General features: G+C 35.8%; 17 protein-coding genes and 3 pseudogenes. 15 read left to right on the plus strand and 5 right to left on the minus strand.

The features are described 5' to 3' along the window. Positions 1 to 79: 79 nt before the first annotated feature. Positions 80 to 670: an MBL fold metallo-hydrolase gene (locus PRK60_RS01770; protein WP_178696023.1), complete on the minus strand. Its 591-nt coding sequence runs from the start codon at positions 668 to 670 to the stop codon at positions 80 to 82. Between the two features lie 455 nt (positions 671 to 1,125). Here PRK60_RS01770 and PRK60_RS01775 point away from each other — a divergent pair, with 455 nt between their 5' ends. The 8 genes and pseudogenes from PRK60_RS01775 to PRK60_RS01810 all read left to right on the plus strand — a co-directional run bounded on the left by PRK60_RS01775 (position 1,126) and on the right by PRK60_RS01810 (position 5,403). Next, positions 1,126 to 1,653: a DUF7010 family protein gene (locus tag PRK60_RS01775; RefSeq protein WP_102168497.1), complete on the plus strand. Its 528-nt coding sequence runs from the start codon at positions 1,126 to 1,128 to the stop codon at positions 1,651 to 1,653. Between the two features lie 118 nt (positions 1,654 to 1,771). Continuing rightward, positions 1,772 to 2,542, plus strand: coding sequence for a CPBP family intramembrane glutamic endopeptidase (locus tag PRK60_RS01780; RefSeq protein ID WP_273646191.1), 771 nt, complete (start codon positions 1,772 to 1,774; stop codon positions 2,540 to 2,542). A 233-nt stretch (positions 2,543 to 2,775) separates the two neighbouring features. Then, positions 2,776 to 3,390: pseudogene (locus tag PRK60_RS01785) on the plus strand (NAD(P)H-binding protein). A gap of 163 nt (positions 3,391 to 3,553) precedes the next feature. After that, entirely contained in the window at positions 3,554 to 3,766 is a 213-nt protein-coding gene (locus PRK60_RS01790; RefSeq protein WP_191913466.1) for a hypothetical protein, read from the plus strand. Between the two features lie 30 nt (positions 3,767 to 3,796). Continuing rightward, positions 3,797 to 4,093 carry a hypothetical protein gene (locus PRK60_RS01795; protein ID WP_102168495.1) on the plus strand — a complete coding sequence of 99 codons (297 nt, stop codon included), beginning with the start codon at positions 3,797 to 3,799 and terminating at the stop codon, positions 4,091 to 4,093. A gap of 64 nt (positions 4,094 to 4,157) precedes the next feature. Then, complete coding sequence (locus tag PRK60_RS01800; RefSeq protein ID WP_102168494.1) at positions 4,158 to 4,424, plus strand: hypothetical protein; 267 nt, start codon at positions 4,158 to 4,160, stop codon at positions 4,422 to 4,424. Between the two features lie 22 nt (positions 4,425 to 4,446). Beyond that, positions 4,447 to 4,773, plus strand: coding sequence for a hypothetical protein (locus tag PRK60_RS01805; protein ID WP_102168493.1), 327 nt, complete (start codon positions 4,447 to 4,449; stop codon positions 4,771 to 4,773). 69 nt (positions 4,774 to 4,842) lie between these two features. Next, complete coding sequence (locus PRK60_RS01810; protein ID WP_102168492.1) at positions 4,843 to 5,403, plus strand: hydrophobic protein; 561 nt, start codon at positions 4,843 to 4,845, stop codon at positions 5,401 to 5,403. Positions 5,404 to 5,444: 41 nt separating this feature from the next. Here the strand turns inward: PRK60_RS01810 and PRK60_RS01815 are convergent, their stop codons facing one another. Further along, a complete protein-coding gene (locus PRK60_RS01815; protein ID WP_102168491.1) occupies positions 5,445 to 6,014 on the minus strand; it encodes a sugar O-acetyltransferase in 570 nt (189 codons plus the stop codon). Positions 6,015 to 6,187: 173 nt separating this feature from the next. Here PRK60_RS01815 and PRK60_RS10065 point away from each other — a divergent pair. The 3 genes and pseudogenes from PRK60_RS10065 to PRK60_RS01825 form a co-directional block, all read left to right on the plus strand. Then, positions 6,188 to 6,259, plus strand: a pseudogene (locus PRK60_RS10065) (MerR family transcriptional regulator); the annotation flags it as partial. A 12-nt stretch (positions 6,260 to 6,271) separates the two neighbouring features. Beyond that, positions 6,272 to 6,604 (plus strand): MerR family transcriptional regulator, encoded by a 333-nt coding sequence (locus PRK60_RS01820; protein ID WP_219721731.1) that lies wholly within the window; start codon positions 6,272 to 6,274, stop codon positions 6,602 to 6,604. A 104-nt stretch (positions 6,605 to 6,708) separates the two neighbouring features. Further along, positions 6,709 to 7,153, plus strand: a pseudogene (locus tag PRK60_RS01825) (GNAT family N-acetyltransferase). A gap of 155 nt (positions 7,154 to 7,308) precedes the next feature. Here PRK60_RS01825 and PRK60_RS01830 read toward each other — a convergent pair. Then, positions 7,309 to 8,022 (minus strand): lantibiotic ABC transporter permease, encoded by a 714-nt coding sequence (locus PRK60_RS01830; RefSeq protein WP_273646192.1) that lies wholly within the window; start codon positions 8,020 to 8,022, stop codon positions 7,309 to 7,311. 1 nt (position 8,023) lies between these two features. Beyond that, positions 8,024 to 8,911, minus strand: coding sequence for an XRE family transcriptional regulator (locus PRK60_RS01835; protein WP_273646193.1), 888 nt, complete (start codon positions 8,909 to 8,911; stop codon positions 8,024 to 8,026). Positions 8,912 to 9,339: 428 nt separating this feature from the next. Here PRK60_RS01835 and PRK60_RS01840 point away from each other — a divergent pair, with 428 nt between their 5' ends. The 4 genes from PRK60_RS01840 (at position 9,340) to PRK60_RS01855 (ending at position 13,530) form a co-directional block, all read left to right on the plus strand. Then, positions 9,340 to 10,812, plus strand: coding sequence for a C69 family dipeptidase (locus PRK60_RS01840; RefSeq protein WP_216972202.1), 1,473 nt, complete (start codon positions 9,340 to 9,342; stop codon positions 10,810 to 10,812). Between the two features lie 248 nt (positions 10,813 to 11,060). Further along, positions 11,061 to 11,417, plus strand: a complete 357-nt coding sequence (locus PRK60_RS01845; RefSeq protein WP_102168485.1) for a hypothetical protein — start codon at positions 11,061 to 11,063, stop codon at positions 11,415 to 11,417. 133 nt (positions 11,418 to 11,550) lie between these two features. Further along, the gene (locus tag PRK60_RS01850; RefSeq protein WP_273646194.1) at positions 11,551 to 12,936 is read left to right on the plus strand and encodes an MFS transporter; all 1,386 of its coding nucleotides are present in this window, start codon (positions 11,551 to 11,553) and stop codon (positions 12,934 to 12,936) included. A 45-nt stretch (positions 12,937 to 12,981) separates the two neighbouring features. Beyond that, complete coding sequence (locus PRK60_RS01855; RefSeq protein ID WP_148444525.1) at positions 12,982 to 13,530, plus strand: hydrophobic protein; 549 nt, start codon at positions 12,982 to 12,984, stop codon at positions 13,528 to 13,530. Between the two features lie 107 nt (positions 13,531 to 13,637). Here the strand turns inward: PRK60_RS01855 and PRK60_RS01860 are convergent, their stop codons facing one another. After that, positions 13,638 to 14,345, minus strand: coding sequence for a Bax inhibitor-1/YccA family protein (locus tag PRK60_RS01860; RefSeq protein WP_273646195.1), 708 nt, complete (start codon positions 14,343 to 14,345; stop codon positions 13,638 to 13,640). Between the last annotated feature and the right edge of the window lie 88 nt (positions 14,346 to 14,433).

Here is a 14,433-nt window from a genome sequence, read left to right on the forward strand (position 1 = left end):
AAGATGTTAAATTTCCTACTAATCGATCCATACACTTATTAGAATCTTTCAATACAAGAAAACGATTTTATAAAATAGTTCAGATAACCTTCTCATTTGCATAATGGGCAAAATAAATGAAGGTTGCGCCATGAGAGATAAGCTTTTTCCAACTATGGCTTAGAATTTTATTATTGTATAAGGGTACCTGTTCTTGTGGATATAAATCACCAACAAATGCCTCTCCGCTATCTAGAACAAGAGATATAGAATCTACACTATGACCAGGTGAACTCAAAATTGTGCCTGAGATTCCACATTCACTGAGGAAATGACGACTATCAGCTAAGTTTAACTTGTGGATATGTTTATCATTAATTGGCTGAAAATCAGGGTTATTTTCTTTTTGAAAGATATAATCACTTTGATGAATATAGGCTATTTGACAATCAAGCACCACTAAGGAGATTCCAAGGTTCATCAAATCAGTTGCTAATCCCATATGGTCGGGGTGGTAGTGGGTAATTAATAGATAATCAATATCTTGGACCTTTAACTTTTTTCTTCCTAGCTCTTGGAAAAATTTAGGAAGAGTACCCGCCCAGTCTGTATCAATTAACAGATTTTTCTTTGTTCCTTTTAGGAGATAACATTTAGTATTACCGTATTTTAATTGAATAATTTTAGTCATGAGGAGCTCCAATTTTTATAATTAGTTAAAATATAATCGAACTATATCTTTTCTTCCTAGGGCATAATAACACGACTTAATTATGCTTTAGTTTTTTCCGTGGAAAAAGCAAACAAGTAAATGTTAAAAGCAGAACGAAAACAATTGAATAACTATATAGTTTAGTAAATGCTTTGCCATATTCATTAATGGCAAAGTTTTTTATTTTTGTAATTTTAGCATTAATATTTTGATTTATTGTTTTAAGCTTCAAGTCTACCTTTGATTCAACTTGGATATAGATTTGCTGCTTGGCTGCTTCAGAAATTGAACCAGATTATTTCTCTATTACCTTTCACCATCTACATAGAGTTCGCGTTGAAAAATGGTGCTTTTTAATTTGGTGTAATCAAGCTCCAAATATTAGTTATTCTTATTGTATAATTAAACAACCAAAATTAAAGGAGGGACAGGCGATGACCCAACTCGAACAAAAAAGACTTGCTCTAGCTGTTAAGCAAAAAAGAGGGCTGCATTTTATCGCTGCTTCTGTAATAATTTGGCTTGCGATTGCATTTGTTTATTCATCTGCTATGCCGATCTTGACTAAGAATTTATTTGTTTTTATTTGCACGGGTATCTTATTACCGCTGGCATGGGGAATTTCAAAAGTACTGAAAGTTAACTTTAGTGATAATGAAAATCCTTTGTCAAATTTGGGCATCTTATTTTCAGTGAATCAGTTATTATATTTGCTGATTGCCATGTGGATCTATCCAACTATCCCAGATAAAATGCTGATGGTTATTGCAATAATTTTTGGTGCGCACCTAATGCCCTTTAGCTGGTTATATAAATCTAAAGTGTACTTGCTGTTCTCAATAGTTATTCCGTTTTTGGCGCTATTCATTGGCTTATCGTTTAGTCCAACTATTTTAGCTGTTGGAATGACAATTATAGAAATCATTTTTGCGGTTGCATTAATTGTTGAAAATAAAAGTTGAAATTTATGGAATATGATTAGCAATATAAACTTAATCCGGTCAAATAAAGGCGTTGCAGTATAAGACCTCGTTAAGGTGTAAAATAAACTTAGAGACTATCCAATCGAGGCGAAACCACATGCGTAAATATGTTAAAGCACTAATCATGATTATTCTGATCCTAGTGCTAATGGTTGTTGGTCAAATTACACCACTAGCGGTAGCTGACCACTTAAATTTCTCAGAAAACACGGCAGTTATCCTAATGACAGTTACTTATCCAATAATTGTTATTGGTGGGGGATGGCTACTAAATCATTTCTTGTTTCATCAATCGCTGCCGTTAGTATCCAAATGGCGTTTTCAGTGGTGGCCGATTTTATATGCAATCTTGGCGGATGGCTTAATATACCTATTTTCTTGGATTGCGCAGACTGGCTTCCATTCATCAGTAACAACGATGAATAATTGGTGGTTACAATTCGCTATGACAGTGATCAGCGCGCCATTGGTTGAAGAATATGTCTTTCGTGGGTACGTATTTGGTGCACTGGATAGCATTTTTAGTCGTTCCGTAACGGTTTGGCTAACAGCATTTATCTTCGGCTTAATTCACCTATCGTCACTCGGCAAAGCAGCCTGGTATAATGCAGTGTTCCTCGTAATTGCTTATACCGCAATGGGGATGTTCTTTACCCTAATTGCCGTGGCGGGGAAAAGTTTATGGGCCAGTTTTACCGCGCACGTTATTAATAATCTGCTGATTTATATCGTTGGTATCTGGGCGGTGGTTTCCACTTCGTCAAGCATGATGTGGCGAAGTTTAACCGGAACTTTGCTTGGCATGGGGATTGCTGCTGGATTGGTTTATTGGCGTTTTCTAAGAAACAAACAGGGCCGAAAATTGTAGTTACTAAAAGGCCAATTCTGACTTAACTACTCAAAATAATATTGTTTATAAATCAGTCAGTGTTCTTTGAAGTACCATTAACAAGTTTGTGGATGGTATTAATATTAGTAGTAAAGATCAGCAAAGCACCATACATTTCCCGTATCCTAGCTTAATTATTTGGTAATACCGTCAATAGATTAAATCACCGATACTTTACTTTAGAATTTAAGGAATAAGCAGGTGAAATTAAAATGAAAGTATTTATTGCTGGAGCATCTGGTCGTGTTGGTACCAAGCTAACCCATAATTTAATTAAAGATGGTCATGAAGTTATTGCTGGGGTACGTAATATTGAGAAAGTTGTTAAAAATGACCATGTAATTCCTGTAAAGTTTGAATTGCATGAGAGTGTGACAGAAATGGCACAAACAATCGGTAAGGTTGATGCAATTTACTTTACCGCGGGCTCTGGTGCTAAGGATCTGCTGCAAGCGGATGCTTTCGGAGCTATAAAACTTATGTAGGTGGCTGCGCAAAATGGCATTAAGCGTTTTATAATGTTAAGTGTATTATTTTCTATTGAACCAAGCAGATGGCGGACATCTAAGGGCCTTGATGGTTTAACGGATTATGACATTGCTAAGTTTTTCGCTGATAATTACTTAACTCATACTACTTTGGACTACACAATTTTGCAGCCAACGGTTATGACTGATAAGTCTGGTACTGGTAAGATTACCGTTGATGATGGTGAATTTGGTTACAATCCAGCATCTGAAATTTTGAAATATCAAAATACCAAACGTAAAATTATTAAAATGCGTGAGGGTAGTACCCCAATTGATGAAGCACTAAGTCGAATTTAATCTAAAAACAGCTTGCGATGACCTAACGCAAGCTGTTTATTTTTAAAGTTTATTATTGACAAGCGACTTTAGTGGTTTGGTAAACTAAAATTAGGAAAGCAATCGAAGAAGTATAATCACTGATTGCTCAGCGTTCTAAAAATAACACGGGAAGTAATTAATAATGAGTAAATATGATCAATTATGGCGATACATCGCTAATAATAAGAGCAAAAATTTTGAACTGACATTTAAGCAAGTTGAGGAAATTGCCGGAGTGCCGCTCGATCATTCTTTCTTAAGATACAAAAAAGAGTTGTTAGATTACGGTTTCAAAGTAGAGAAGATTTCGCTAAAGAATCAAGTAGTTAAGTTTACTAAATTAGATGAGCAATAATTACAAAAGAATACATAGGAGAAGCAATCAATGAAACTAAAGACCCTTCACGATACCATTAAGGAAAAATATGAAAGTGGGGATTACAATAACCCAACCGAGGTGAAACAACTAAAATCAAATAAAGAAAAGCAGTATGAGCAGATGCTTGGCAGTACAATGAGTGTTACTGCATTATTCTTAATTCTTCTTTGTACAGAAATTCCAGAACGTTATGCTTGGTTGGAGGATATCTTAATATTCTTAACGATTGCTAACGGCCTTGCTTGTATCTTTTCTGCTGTAAAGTTAAGCCAAATAAAGAAGCATTCAAAAGACCAGCATTAGTCTGCATACCTTTACTTCAACAGTACTATAATATTTTTAGGATGGTACAGTGGAGGTAATTGTAATGCGGCAAATACCGATTAATCAGGCTAAGTCTATCTTAAAGCAGCTTTTAAAGGCAAAAAATCAACAGAAAGTTAGTTTGCTGACCAATAAGAAGGATCGCTCATTAACGATTATCGTTAATAATGGTGAAATAACGGTCACAGAGCAAGGGTATGTTAACGATACTAATACTTACTTCACCGAGAGTACCGCCAAGCATGAAGTTACAAGGGCCTTTAAACGTGAATTTCCTCGTAGCCACCAGCTATACATTAGTCACAGATAGTAAGTAAAGGTCAAATAGTCAAATGAATATAGAATTTTACAAACCTGGCTGTAAGGACTTCTTTAAAAAACACGCTAGCCAGGAAGCAGTAATTAAGGAGAAAACCAAGGCAGCAATTATTAAGGAAAATAGTACGGGGATGACCAAAGTTAAATTAGCCAGCAAGGAACGGCTCAATGGCCAACCGATTTATGAGTTTCGGCTTAACGTTGGTAAAATTGGTTCAATTAGGGTCGCCTTTACGCTCTTTAATGATCAAATAACGGTATACTTTATTACTACCAAATTACAAAAGTCAGTCTTTAGTCAAGAATTTTTCAAAATTGTTAAAGGTATTCATAATAATTAATAACTAAGGCTCTCAATCAAATTTATAGTAATATATTTAGTATAATGAAATCGAAGACAGGTATTATTAATGACTATTTTTGTAATCCTATTAATTTATAAATTTGTTAAAGGAACTTTCGAATATGAAAAGGTGACACGATTTGACCTGGTGATTATCCCTGCTTACTCGGCAGTGATGATGCTTCTAAGTTTTAGAAATATTCAATCCACGACAGCAATCTGTATTGCGATAATCCTATTATTGGTTGGGGTGTCGATTGGGTTTCTCCAAGCCAGTAAAGTGAAAATTAGTGACACCAATAAAGTTGATTCACACCAACGGCCGATTCTCAAGGTTAAAAGAGATTGGCCTTATTTAATTGGTTGGCTAATTACGTTTGCTATTGGAATTGGTGTTGAGATTTTCTACGGGGCTCATTTAAATGCTGGCGAAGTTTCACAAGAGCTGTTTGAAGAGGTCTTAAAGGACTTGTCAGTAGTTGCACTTTTGAGTGGGCATAGCACCTGGTTCGTTTGGCTCTTAAACGTCGCCACTAGTTTTACCTATGGCGCCTGCATTGTAATTCGTCATCCAAAGATTAGGGATGCAATTCAGCGTAAAAATTCCAATAAAAATAAATCCATTTAAAAAGCATCGGCTTCGCAAAATTCGTAAAACCGATGCTTTTTCTAATCTTCTTGTTCAATCTTCTTAATTACTTTTGCGGGCACGCCACCAACGACAACGTTATCTGGAACGTCTTTTGTAACGACAGAACCTGCTGCCACGACGACACCATTACCAATCGTTACTCCGGGACAGATTGTTGAATGACCACCAATCCAAACATCATTTCCAATTGTTACTGGCTTACCGATGCCGAGACGTTCTTGGCGTCCCTTAGCAGTCAACGGATGGTTAACGGTATAAATGTCAGTGTTTGGACCAATCCAAACGTTATTACCAATCTTAACCGGAGCAATATCCAAAACGGTTAAATTATAATTAGCGAGGAAATTATCACCGACATGAATATTCTTCCCATAATCAACGTTTAGTCGACTGTGAACGACTAAGTTTTTCCCCGTTGAGCCAAAGATTTCACGGGCTTTTGCTTCCTGTTTTGCTGGTTCATTTTCGGGAATATTATTAAATTCTTGACAGAGGACTGCTGAGTTAATCTTTCGACTAGCCACTTCTGGATCGTTGACCTTATACCATTCACCATCAATTAACTTTTGTAATTCACTTTTTGCCATTTGGATATCACTCCTTGTAATTCCTTTTTAATTTCATGTGCTATCATACAAGTTAAACCATGGTTTAAGTCAACAGAAAAAAGGAGAAAAATTTATTCGTTACTCAATTGGTCAAGTTGCTGAAAAATTAAATCTACCGACTTCAACCCTTCGTTTTTTACGATAAAAAGGGTCTGCTACCATTTGTTGACCGTGATGAAGCAGGACGCCGAAGCTTCAAAGAAAATGATTTGAATTTTTTAGAAGTGATTGAATGTATGAAAAAGTGTGGGATGTCAATCAGTGAAATCCGCCATTTTATTGATTTATGTATGGCAGGTGATGTAACTTTAGATGCACGTTACGATTTGTTAGCTAAAGAAGAGTCAGCAGTAAAGAAACAAATTGCTGAGTTACAAGAACAATTAGACTTTCTTCATTATAAGATGTGGTATTTTAAAACTGCTCTTGTGGCGGGAACCGAGGAGATTCATATGGTTGATACAGATGAGGGTGAACGGGTAGCTCCCGATATTCAGAAACAATATCAAGAAGCCCTCGCAAAGTGTCATGATATTAAAGAGTTAATTGATTACCAAAAGAAAGCTTGATTTCTAATAATTATTAGAGAAGACACTATTAATTAACTTCGACAGGACTGGTGTTAATACGTCTAATCACCATTTGTGGACACTTGAAGAATAGGGGATAGATAATGAAATTTATCGAAATAAAAGAAAATAAAAAATCATATCTCGATTTGTTACTATTGGCAGACGAGCAAGAGGATATGATTGACCGTTATCTTGATAGAGGGAAGATGTACGTAATCAATGATGACGGAGTGAAATGTGAGTGTGTGGTAACAGATGAGGAAAATGGGGTACTTGAAATAAAAAATTTAGCAACTAACCCTAAGTATCAGGGAGAAGGGTATGCTAAAGCGATGATTGATTTTATCTGTCAGAAATATCGGCATAATTATTCTATCCTGCAAGTTGGAACTGGTGACAGTCCATTAACAGTTCCCTTTCTATGAGAAATGTGGCTTTATCCGTTCGCATGTTGTCGCGAATTTTTTTACTGACAATTACGATCACCCAATATATGAAGCCGGGGTGCAACTAGTTGATATGGTGTACTTGCGGAGAGAAATTTGAAATGGATAAGACTATATCGGCCGAAAACTAAGCTAGGAATTATGAACGTTCTGAAAACCAATTATTGGACATCCAATTAAAAAGAGTAATAATTTAGTTAAAGTTAAAAATGCTCTAGGATTGCTAGATTTTCTAACAATCTTAGAGCATTTTTATTACATTCTTCTATGTAAATTAAACCAAATTATCAATAAAAATGGTACGAGCGTTAACGCTGCACTAATACTAAATAAGCTACAATTTTTGATTAGTTGATCACTTTGTTGGACAAGCTGGTAGGCATAATAACTTGGCAGAAGCTTTTGGACGCTAGTCATTAATTTTATCATTGAATTGACTGACAGAAAGACATTCCAAGGGACAATAAATATTGCCAATAGGAACATGAGGGGAGTAGAACCAGCATCAATAGAAGTACGGTCAAAGCTGATTCCAAATGCAAAGCCGATTACACTGAGATAAATTCCTAATATATTTACTAAGCCGAGAGCTAACCAAGTCGAGTGGTTAAAATTAATTGTTTGTAGAATGCAAGCTAATAATACTAGTAGGATGGTAATAACGAGGTTAAGGATAACTTGAGTAATTAGTTGCGAACCCATGTACCGCCAGATTGAATATTGACTGATCCGAGCCTGCAGGAAATAAAAACGGCGATTTGAAGCAATCCGTTTACTGAAGGTCACGATCGAGTTACCCAAGATACCGATTAAAAGAGCTAATACTAGTAAGATCAGTTGGAAAGTTTGATTATGTGGTACATTGATTAGTTTAATCATCATCCAGTACCAGAGGGTCGGAAAGATAATCGTAAAGATAAGAAAACGGCGGTTACGAATAACTTGTTTGAGCTGAATAGCAGTAATCATATTAAGCCTCCTTATTGTTAAGCCGGTACCATTGAGCGATTGTTTGGTGATGACTGTGGATTTCTTTAACACTAACGTCATGAGAAATAATACCGTCTTTTAATAACCACACTCGAGAGAAGTATTTGTCAATTTGATCGAAATCATGGGTAACTACAATTGTGCTCCCATTACGCTGATCTAATAACCTCCAAAAAAAGTCAATTGAGGTAAGATCCATTCCAACAGTAGGCTCGTCTAAAATTAATAACTTAGCTGTTCGCAAGGTGCTTACTAGTAAGCTAAGGCGTCGTTTCTGACCGCCTGATAATTTTTGAACGAATTGATTAGCCTGATCGCTTAATTTAAATTTAACTAATAGATTATTGATAGATTCCGGTTGGTAAACCTTATTAATTAATGCGGCCAATTTAACTTGTTCCATAACCGTAAGATCTGGAATTAGAACATCATCTTGAGGCATCACATTTAGATCCTGTTGAAGATTAAAATGATATTTAATTTTGCCACTGTCTGGGCTAAGTAAACCAATAAGAATTTTTATTAAGGTTGATTTACCAGCACCATTACTACCAAGAAGCGCAATTCGTTCATAGTTACTAACGCTGAAATTAATATCCTTTAGAACAGGTTTATTAAAGGCTTTCTTTAGATGCTTTGCGGTTAATAACAAAGTATTGGGATCCTTACTACCAGTTACTAAATTATCTAAGCTTACGTTAAAAAGCTGTGCTAGTGAAATTAAATTATCTAGACTGGGTTCTGTATCACCATTTTCCCATTTAGAAACTGCTTGACGCGATACAAATAGTTGACTAGCAATATCATTTTGAGAAAGCTGTTGCTCTGTCCGGAGTTTTCCCAACTGATGGGCAAAAATATTTTTCATGAGAGTACACATCCTTGTAGAAATGATGTTTTTATTTTAATGGATTTTTTAATGACATCAACTAAATGCCTAGATAATAATGTTTGCGCAAGTTGCAACCATATGTTGACAGCTAATTTCCTGGGAAATAAAAGAAGTATCTAAGAGAATAGTACAAACAAGTTTGCTAATCCTAAATAGTCATAATCCATGAAAATAATTTCATGAATTATTGATTCTCTTAAATGAATATAGCCAATATGATCTGTATTATTCTGAATGCCTATTCAAATGCCATGTTAATTAGTTAATTAATATTCAAACTATGAATGTTTAAACAGACTAACAAAATTGACTATTTATTACTTATTGACTAATAGATAAAATCCTGTAAAGTTATTCGTGAAAGCGTTAACAATAGCAATTAAATCTATTGGGAGATGGTTAAGATGACAGCTAATCATTTTAGATACTTGGTAGGCTTTGCCGCATTTGGATTTGTGATGGGAACAGTTAGTTCAGCAAGTGCCTGTACAACGGTTTTAGTTGGGAAAAATGCCAGTACAGACGGCTCAACAATAATTGCGCGGAATGAGGATGTTGATACTTCCTGGGCTAAGCACTATGTTTATCACCCAGCTACATCAGGAACAAATACCCAGTACCGTTCTACTGATAATGGATTTACCGTTGATTTACCCACTAATGCTCAAAGTTACACAAGTACACCAGATTGGCAGCAGAAGAAGGGGCAGGATCAATTCGGTGAAGATGGGATTAACAGTAGTAATGTTGCAATGAGTGCGACTGAATCAGGAACGACCAATAAACAAGCACAGAAAGCAGATCCGTTTGTAAAGAAAGGGATTTCTGAACCATCAATGGTTGATGTTGTTTTACCATACGCTACTTCCGCAAAGGATGGGGTTAAGCGATTGGGGCACATTGTTGAAACAAAAGGATCGGCCGAAAACAATGGTGTGATTTTCAGTGACAAGGATTCAATTTGGTATATGGAAATTGGTTCTGGCCATCATTGGGCTGCTGTTCGGGTGCCAAACAATAAGTATGCGGTGATTCCTAACCAGAATGTCATTGGCAACGTTGATACTAAGAAGAGCAATTTTATGACCTCGAAGAATTTGCCTAAATTCGTTAAAAGTCATCATCTAAATGGTTATGTCAATAGTCACCAGGTTAACTTCGCTCAGGCATTTGGGACTAATAATAAGGAAGATGCCACCTACAATCGTCCACGAATTTGGGATGGTCAACGAATTTTAACACCAAGTAAGAAGCAATCAATTACCCAAAAGCACTATGCAATGTTTATGAAACCAGATCATAAAATCTCTGTGCAGAAGGTTCAACAGGTATTAGGATCTCACTTTAATAACACCAAATACGATAGTAATGGTAAATGGGTTGGCGGTTATCGGCCAATTAATGTGCCAACTGATGTTGAGTCCCATATTCTGCAAATTCGTCCCAACGTTCCTAAGGAGATGGCTGGAGTTCAATGGTTAGCAATGGCTTCACCGGCTACTAGTGTTTATGTTCCGTTCTATACAAATGTAAATAATACGCCGACTAGCTACCAAAAGGGAACGGACAAGCCTGACAGTGAATCAGCTTATTGGACATATAAAATGACGAAAGTATTAACTGATCCTTATAAGAATAAGCTGGTTAATAAAGATGTTGTTCCAGTTCAAAAGAAAACAACTAGTCATTTAAAGGCATCGTTAAAGAATAATGATCAGCAAGCAAGAAATCTTACCGGTGATGAGTTAACTAATTTCTTAACCCAATGCAACCAGCAAAATGCTGACTATGCGCAAAATGTTTTCCAAAGGTTGAATAACAAGTTAATCGTTGACTCAACCCGTCAAACAAAAATTGTTCAGGATAAGAATTTATAATATTGTTCCAATCCTTATCAGCAAATAATTAGCTCTCAAGATTCAGTTTAACTGTACTCTGAGAGCTTTTTTGCATGTTCGTATTTCCCAGGAAATAAAATATTAGGGTAGAGTAAGAACTTTCAGATTTGATATAAAAAAATTAATTATGATTTTGCAATATTAAAGATAGCTTAATTGTTTTAATTAATATTATCTATACTATAATATAAATAGAATTATAAAATAGTGATAAGGAGTTCTGAGAAATGAGAGTAACAAAGTTAGTTGTCGGAATATTGCTGTTGGTGTTGGCAGCTTGGTTATTAGTTGATGGGATTGCAAACGGAATTCTGGGGATTTGGACTGATCCAAATTACGTTTATGCTAGTTTAGAAATTATTTTAGCCGGATTATTTATTGGTGCAGGTGTCGTTTACATTGTTCAAGAAGATAGTCCGTTTCTCGGCGGTGATATTACTGGGCTAATTTTGTTAGTAATTGGCGGTATTATTGGGATTGTTGGTGGCTTCATGGATCGGTGGATGTTTCTCTACGCTGTTATTAGTCTGGTAGTTGGTGTTGGCTTCTTTATCTGGCATAGTAAAACGTGTGAGGATATCTAGTAGTTTTATGAATTTTAATTAAAAATTTGTGAGTGTAAAAACGGCTTCCAGTGTTCGCTGTTACTAACCTCTGGAAGCCGTTTATGTATATTAAAATTTTCCTATCATTAGAATTGAGAACCGAGGAGCTATTATGGATGATAAAGTAACACCCAAATTACTTACAGCAATCTTATCAGCGGGAATGCTTTCTTTTTTAGGAATCCTTGATGAAACGGCTACTACAGTTACTTTTCCAACGTTAATTAGGGAATTTGCTGTTACTACTGATCAAGTCCAGTGGGTTAATACATTGGTTCTTCTTGTGATTGCGACAATCGTTCCTATTAGTTCTCAAATTAGTTTACGGTTTACGACTAGGGGAATCTTTCTTGCTGGAATTACCTTTTTTGTGCTTGGCTTAGTAATTGATATTTTTACTCCACGGTTTGATTTGCTCTTACTAGGGCGAGCATTTCAAGGAATCGGAACCGGAATTGGGTTACCATTAATGTATAATATCATCCTTACTAAGGTTCCTAAGACCCATCTTGGCTTTATGATGGGAATCGGAACAATGATTACTGCAGCAGCGGTTGCGTTAGGTCCAGTGTTTGGTGGAATTGTAACTGAGCTTTTAAACTGGCGCTGGATCTTTATTATTTCGATTTTTCTTGCAATTATTAGTGCTTTTACGGGAACTTATTCGATTACTCAACTTAATAAATTACAAAAAGTTTCCTTTAAATATGGTCAGTGGCTAACGATTGCCGTTGGTTTAGTTTGCTTGATGCTGGGCTTCACTAATCTTACGAAAAATTACTTTTGGTCAGGACAAGTTGCTGGGTGTTTACTGTTAGGATTGGCTAGTTTCCTTATTTGGGGCAAGATTTCTTGGGATGATCCAGCAGCCTTAATAAGTCCGCGTCTCTTTACAAATATTACTTTTAGTATGCAGCTTCTTTGTTATTGTTTTGCCAAGATTACTACGTTAGCGCTTGGCTTTATTTTTCCTATTTATGTTCAAACGGTTAATCAGGGTTCAGTTTCCCTTGCTGGCTGGATAATGTTACCAGGAGCAATTATTGATGCTTTAATGGCAGCCTTGGCAGGAAGACTATTGGATAAGCAAGGTGCCCGTCTGCCGATTATCCTTGGAACGATTGCTAGTTTAACTGGAGTTGTTATTATGAGTGTTTGCGGAATGCATCTTTCTAATCTTGCAATTATTTTTCTCTATTCTCTTTATTATGGTGGCTATGGAATGTGCTTCAGTAGTTTAATGACAAGTGGCTTAACCTCATTAACCACAGATAATCATGCACAAGGAAACGCAATTTTTAACACTTTACAGCAATTTTCAGGTGCTGTTGGTACAGCACTTGCGGGAACACTTATTGCACTTAGTCAAAGTAACCATCAAATTTCTCGATCAATAGCTACGGCAATTGGTGCAAAATGGACCTTTCTCGTTTTAACTGGCTTAATGATCCTTAACCTAGTTCTTGTTACTATCTTTGTTCCGCGGAAAAAGCATTGACGCTTCTTTTAACAGCTAACTGCTATTTTCTAAGAAGGTGAGTGTGTGTTACTTCTAATAATCTTTTCCTTCCTTGTTTTATATAATTTTATCCGGGATACATTTCGTTTTGAGCCGGTAACACGGACAAGTTTTATTATTCTGCCAATTTACGCCACAATAATGACTGTTATCTCAATGATTGTCGAATTAAAGGAATGGCATTTCTCAGTTATTTTAACGTTAGCATTAATTGGTGTACTCCTTGGATGGTTCCAAACTTTTAGCCTAAGGGTTATCCAGATTGATAAGCATTCACATGATAAGTCTTCTGGATTTAAATATTGTCGTGGCTGGTCATATTTGTATGGGTTTATTTTAATCTTTATTGTTGAAATAATAACTAACTTTTCATTAGGAGAAAGAGTAACCTTTAAGGGAGTCTTTTTCGAATTGATTAATGAAATTTTACGTGAGCGATTTAAATTTTTGCCATATAATGGATGGGTTATTTGGCTTTTATTGGCGGTAACAACTAGTGTTTACACATTGATCTTAATTCATCGATATCCGATTATTACTAAGGTGTTAACATGTAAGCAACATGAAAAATAGAAAATTACTTTTATATAATCCTTACTATAGGAAATCATAAAAATAGCGAAGACGCTGAGAAAAATTCTTTTCGTCCTCGCTATTTTAGTTAAAATTTTGGTAATCAATTATCGTTCATCACTTGAACCAAAAATATCCAAGAAATTAATAAAGAGGTTGATGAAATCAAGGTATAGTTGTAAAGCACCGAGAATAGCCAGTCCGGTAGTAGAAGCTCCTTCACCATATTCCAGATAAATATTTTTCATTCGTTGAGCGTCCCAGGCGGTGAGAATGGTAAAAATAATAACGGCAATTACTGAAAGAATATAGTCAATTGCAGGATTTTGTAGAAAGAAGTTAACAACCATTGCAATAATCAAACCGATCAACGCTGCTGAGGCAAAGGAACCGGCTCTGGCAAAATCGCGATGCGAACAAGTACCAATGAGTGCCATAGTTAGAAAAATACCAGCAGATGAAACAAATGCGGTTGCAATATCAGTTCCAGTATATGCACCGGCAATAAATGCAAAGGTAATCCCATAAACAATTGACGTAATTATTAATAAAACAAGCCCTAATCCAGGACTACGAGTAGCGTTAAAACTAATTCCAAAAGTAAGAAAAATCGGTAACAAAATGATTAACCAAATTCCCCACCGGTTGTTGATCATGAAAGAAGTAAATTGTTTAGCGAAAACTCCCATCACCAACCAAGCTGTTAGAGCGGAGACTAGTACCGCTAAAGTCATTAGTCCGTACATTCGAGTTAGAAACCTATTTAAACCATTAATATCATTGACTACTCTTCTATTAGGTGAAAATTCATCCATGACTAGCACTCCTTTCGTTTACTATTTACTATATCTCCATTATATAATATAAATAAAATAATAACGAATATGATTGATTATAAATATT

The organism is Limosilactobacillus portuensis, from assembly GCF_028607025.1.
GTDB lineage: Bacteria > Bacillota > Bacilli > Lactobacillales > Lactobacillaceae > Limosilactobacillus > Limosilactobacillus portuensis.

What these genes read in the sequence shown, in the direction of transcription:
- PRK60_RS01815 (WP_102168491.1), bottom strand. Translation starts at nt 6,014, where the DNA reads ATGGCAAAAAGTGAATTACAAAAGTTAATTGATGGTGAATGGTATAAG.
- PRK60_RS01845 (WP_102168485.1), top strand. Translation starts at nt 11,061, where the DNA reads ATGAGAGTAACAAAGTTAGTTGTCGGAATATTGCTGTTGGTGTTGGCA.
- PRK60_RS01800 (WP_102168494.1), top strand. Translation starts at nt 4,158, where the DNA reads ATGCGGCAAATACCGATTAATCAGGCTAAGTCTATCTTAAAGCAGCTT.
- PRK60_RS01790 (WP_191913466.1), top strand. Translation starts at nt 3,554, where the DNA reads ATGAGTAAATATGATCAATTATGGCGATACATCGCTAATAATAAGAGC.
- PRK60_RS01780 (WP_273646191.1), top strand. Translation starts at nt 1,772, where the DNA reads ATGCGTAAATATGTTAAAGCACTAATCATGATTATTCTGATCCTAGTG.
- PRK60_RS01835 (WP_273646193.1), bottom strand. Translation starts at nt 8,911, where the DNA reads ATGAAAAATATTTTTGCCCATCAGTTGGGAAAACTCCGGACAGAGCAA.
- PRK60_RS01850 (WP_273646194.1), top strand. Translation starts at nt 11,551, where the DNA reads ATGGATGATAAAGTAACACCCAAATTACTTACAGCAATCTTATCAGCG.
- PRK60_RS01795 (WP_102168495.1), top strand. Translation starts at nt 3,797, where the DNA reads ATGAAACTAAAGACCCTTCACGATACCATTAAGGAAAAATATGAAAGT.
- PRK60_RS01770 (WP_178696023.1), bottom strand. Translation starts at nt 670, where the DNA reads ATGACTAAAATTATTCAATTAAAATACGGTAATACTAAATGTTATCTC.
- PRK60_RS01860 (WP_273646195.1), bottom strand. Translation starts at nt 14,345, where the DNA reads ATGGATGAATTTTCACCTAATAGAAGAGTAGTCAATGATATTAATGGT.
- PRK60_RS01805 (WP_102168493.1), top strand. Translation starts at nt 4,447, where the DNA reads ATGAATATAGAATTTTACAAACCTGGCTGTAAGGACTTCTTTAAAAAA.
- PRK60_RS01810 (WP_102168492.1), top strand. Translation starts at nt 4,843, where the DNA reads ATGACTATTTTTGTAATCCTATTAATTTATAAATTTGTTAAAGGAACT.
- PRK60_RS01775 (WP_102168497.1), top strand. Translation starts at nt 1,126, where the DNA reads ATGACCCAACTCGAACAAAAAAGACTTGCTCTAGCTGTTAAGCAAAAA.
- PRK60_RS01840 (WP_216972202.1), top strand. Translation starts at nt 9,340, where the DNA reads ATGACAGCTAATCATTTTAGATACTTGGTAGGCTTTGCCGCATTTGGA.
- PRK60_RS01830 (WP_273646192.1), bottom strand. Translation starts at nt 8,022, where the DNA reads ATGATTACTGCTATTCAGCTCAAACAAGTTATTCGTAACCGCCGTTTT.
- PRK60_RS01820 (WP_219721731.1), top strand. Translation starts at nt 6,272, where the DNA reads ATGAAAAAGTGTGGGATGTCAATCAGTGAAATCCGCCATTTTATTGAT.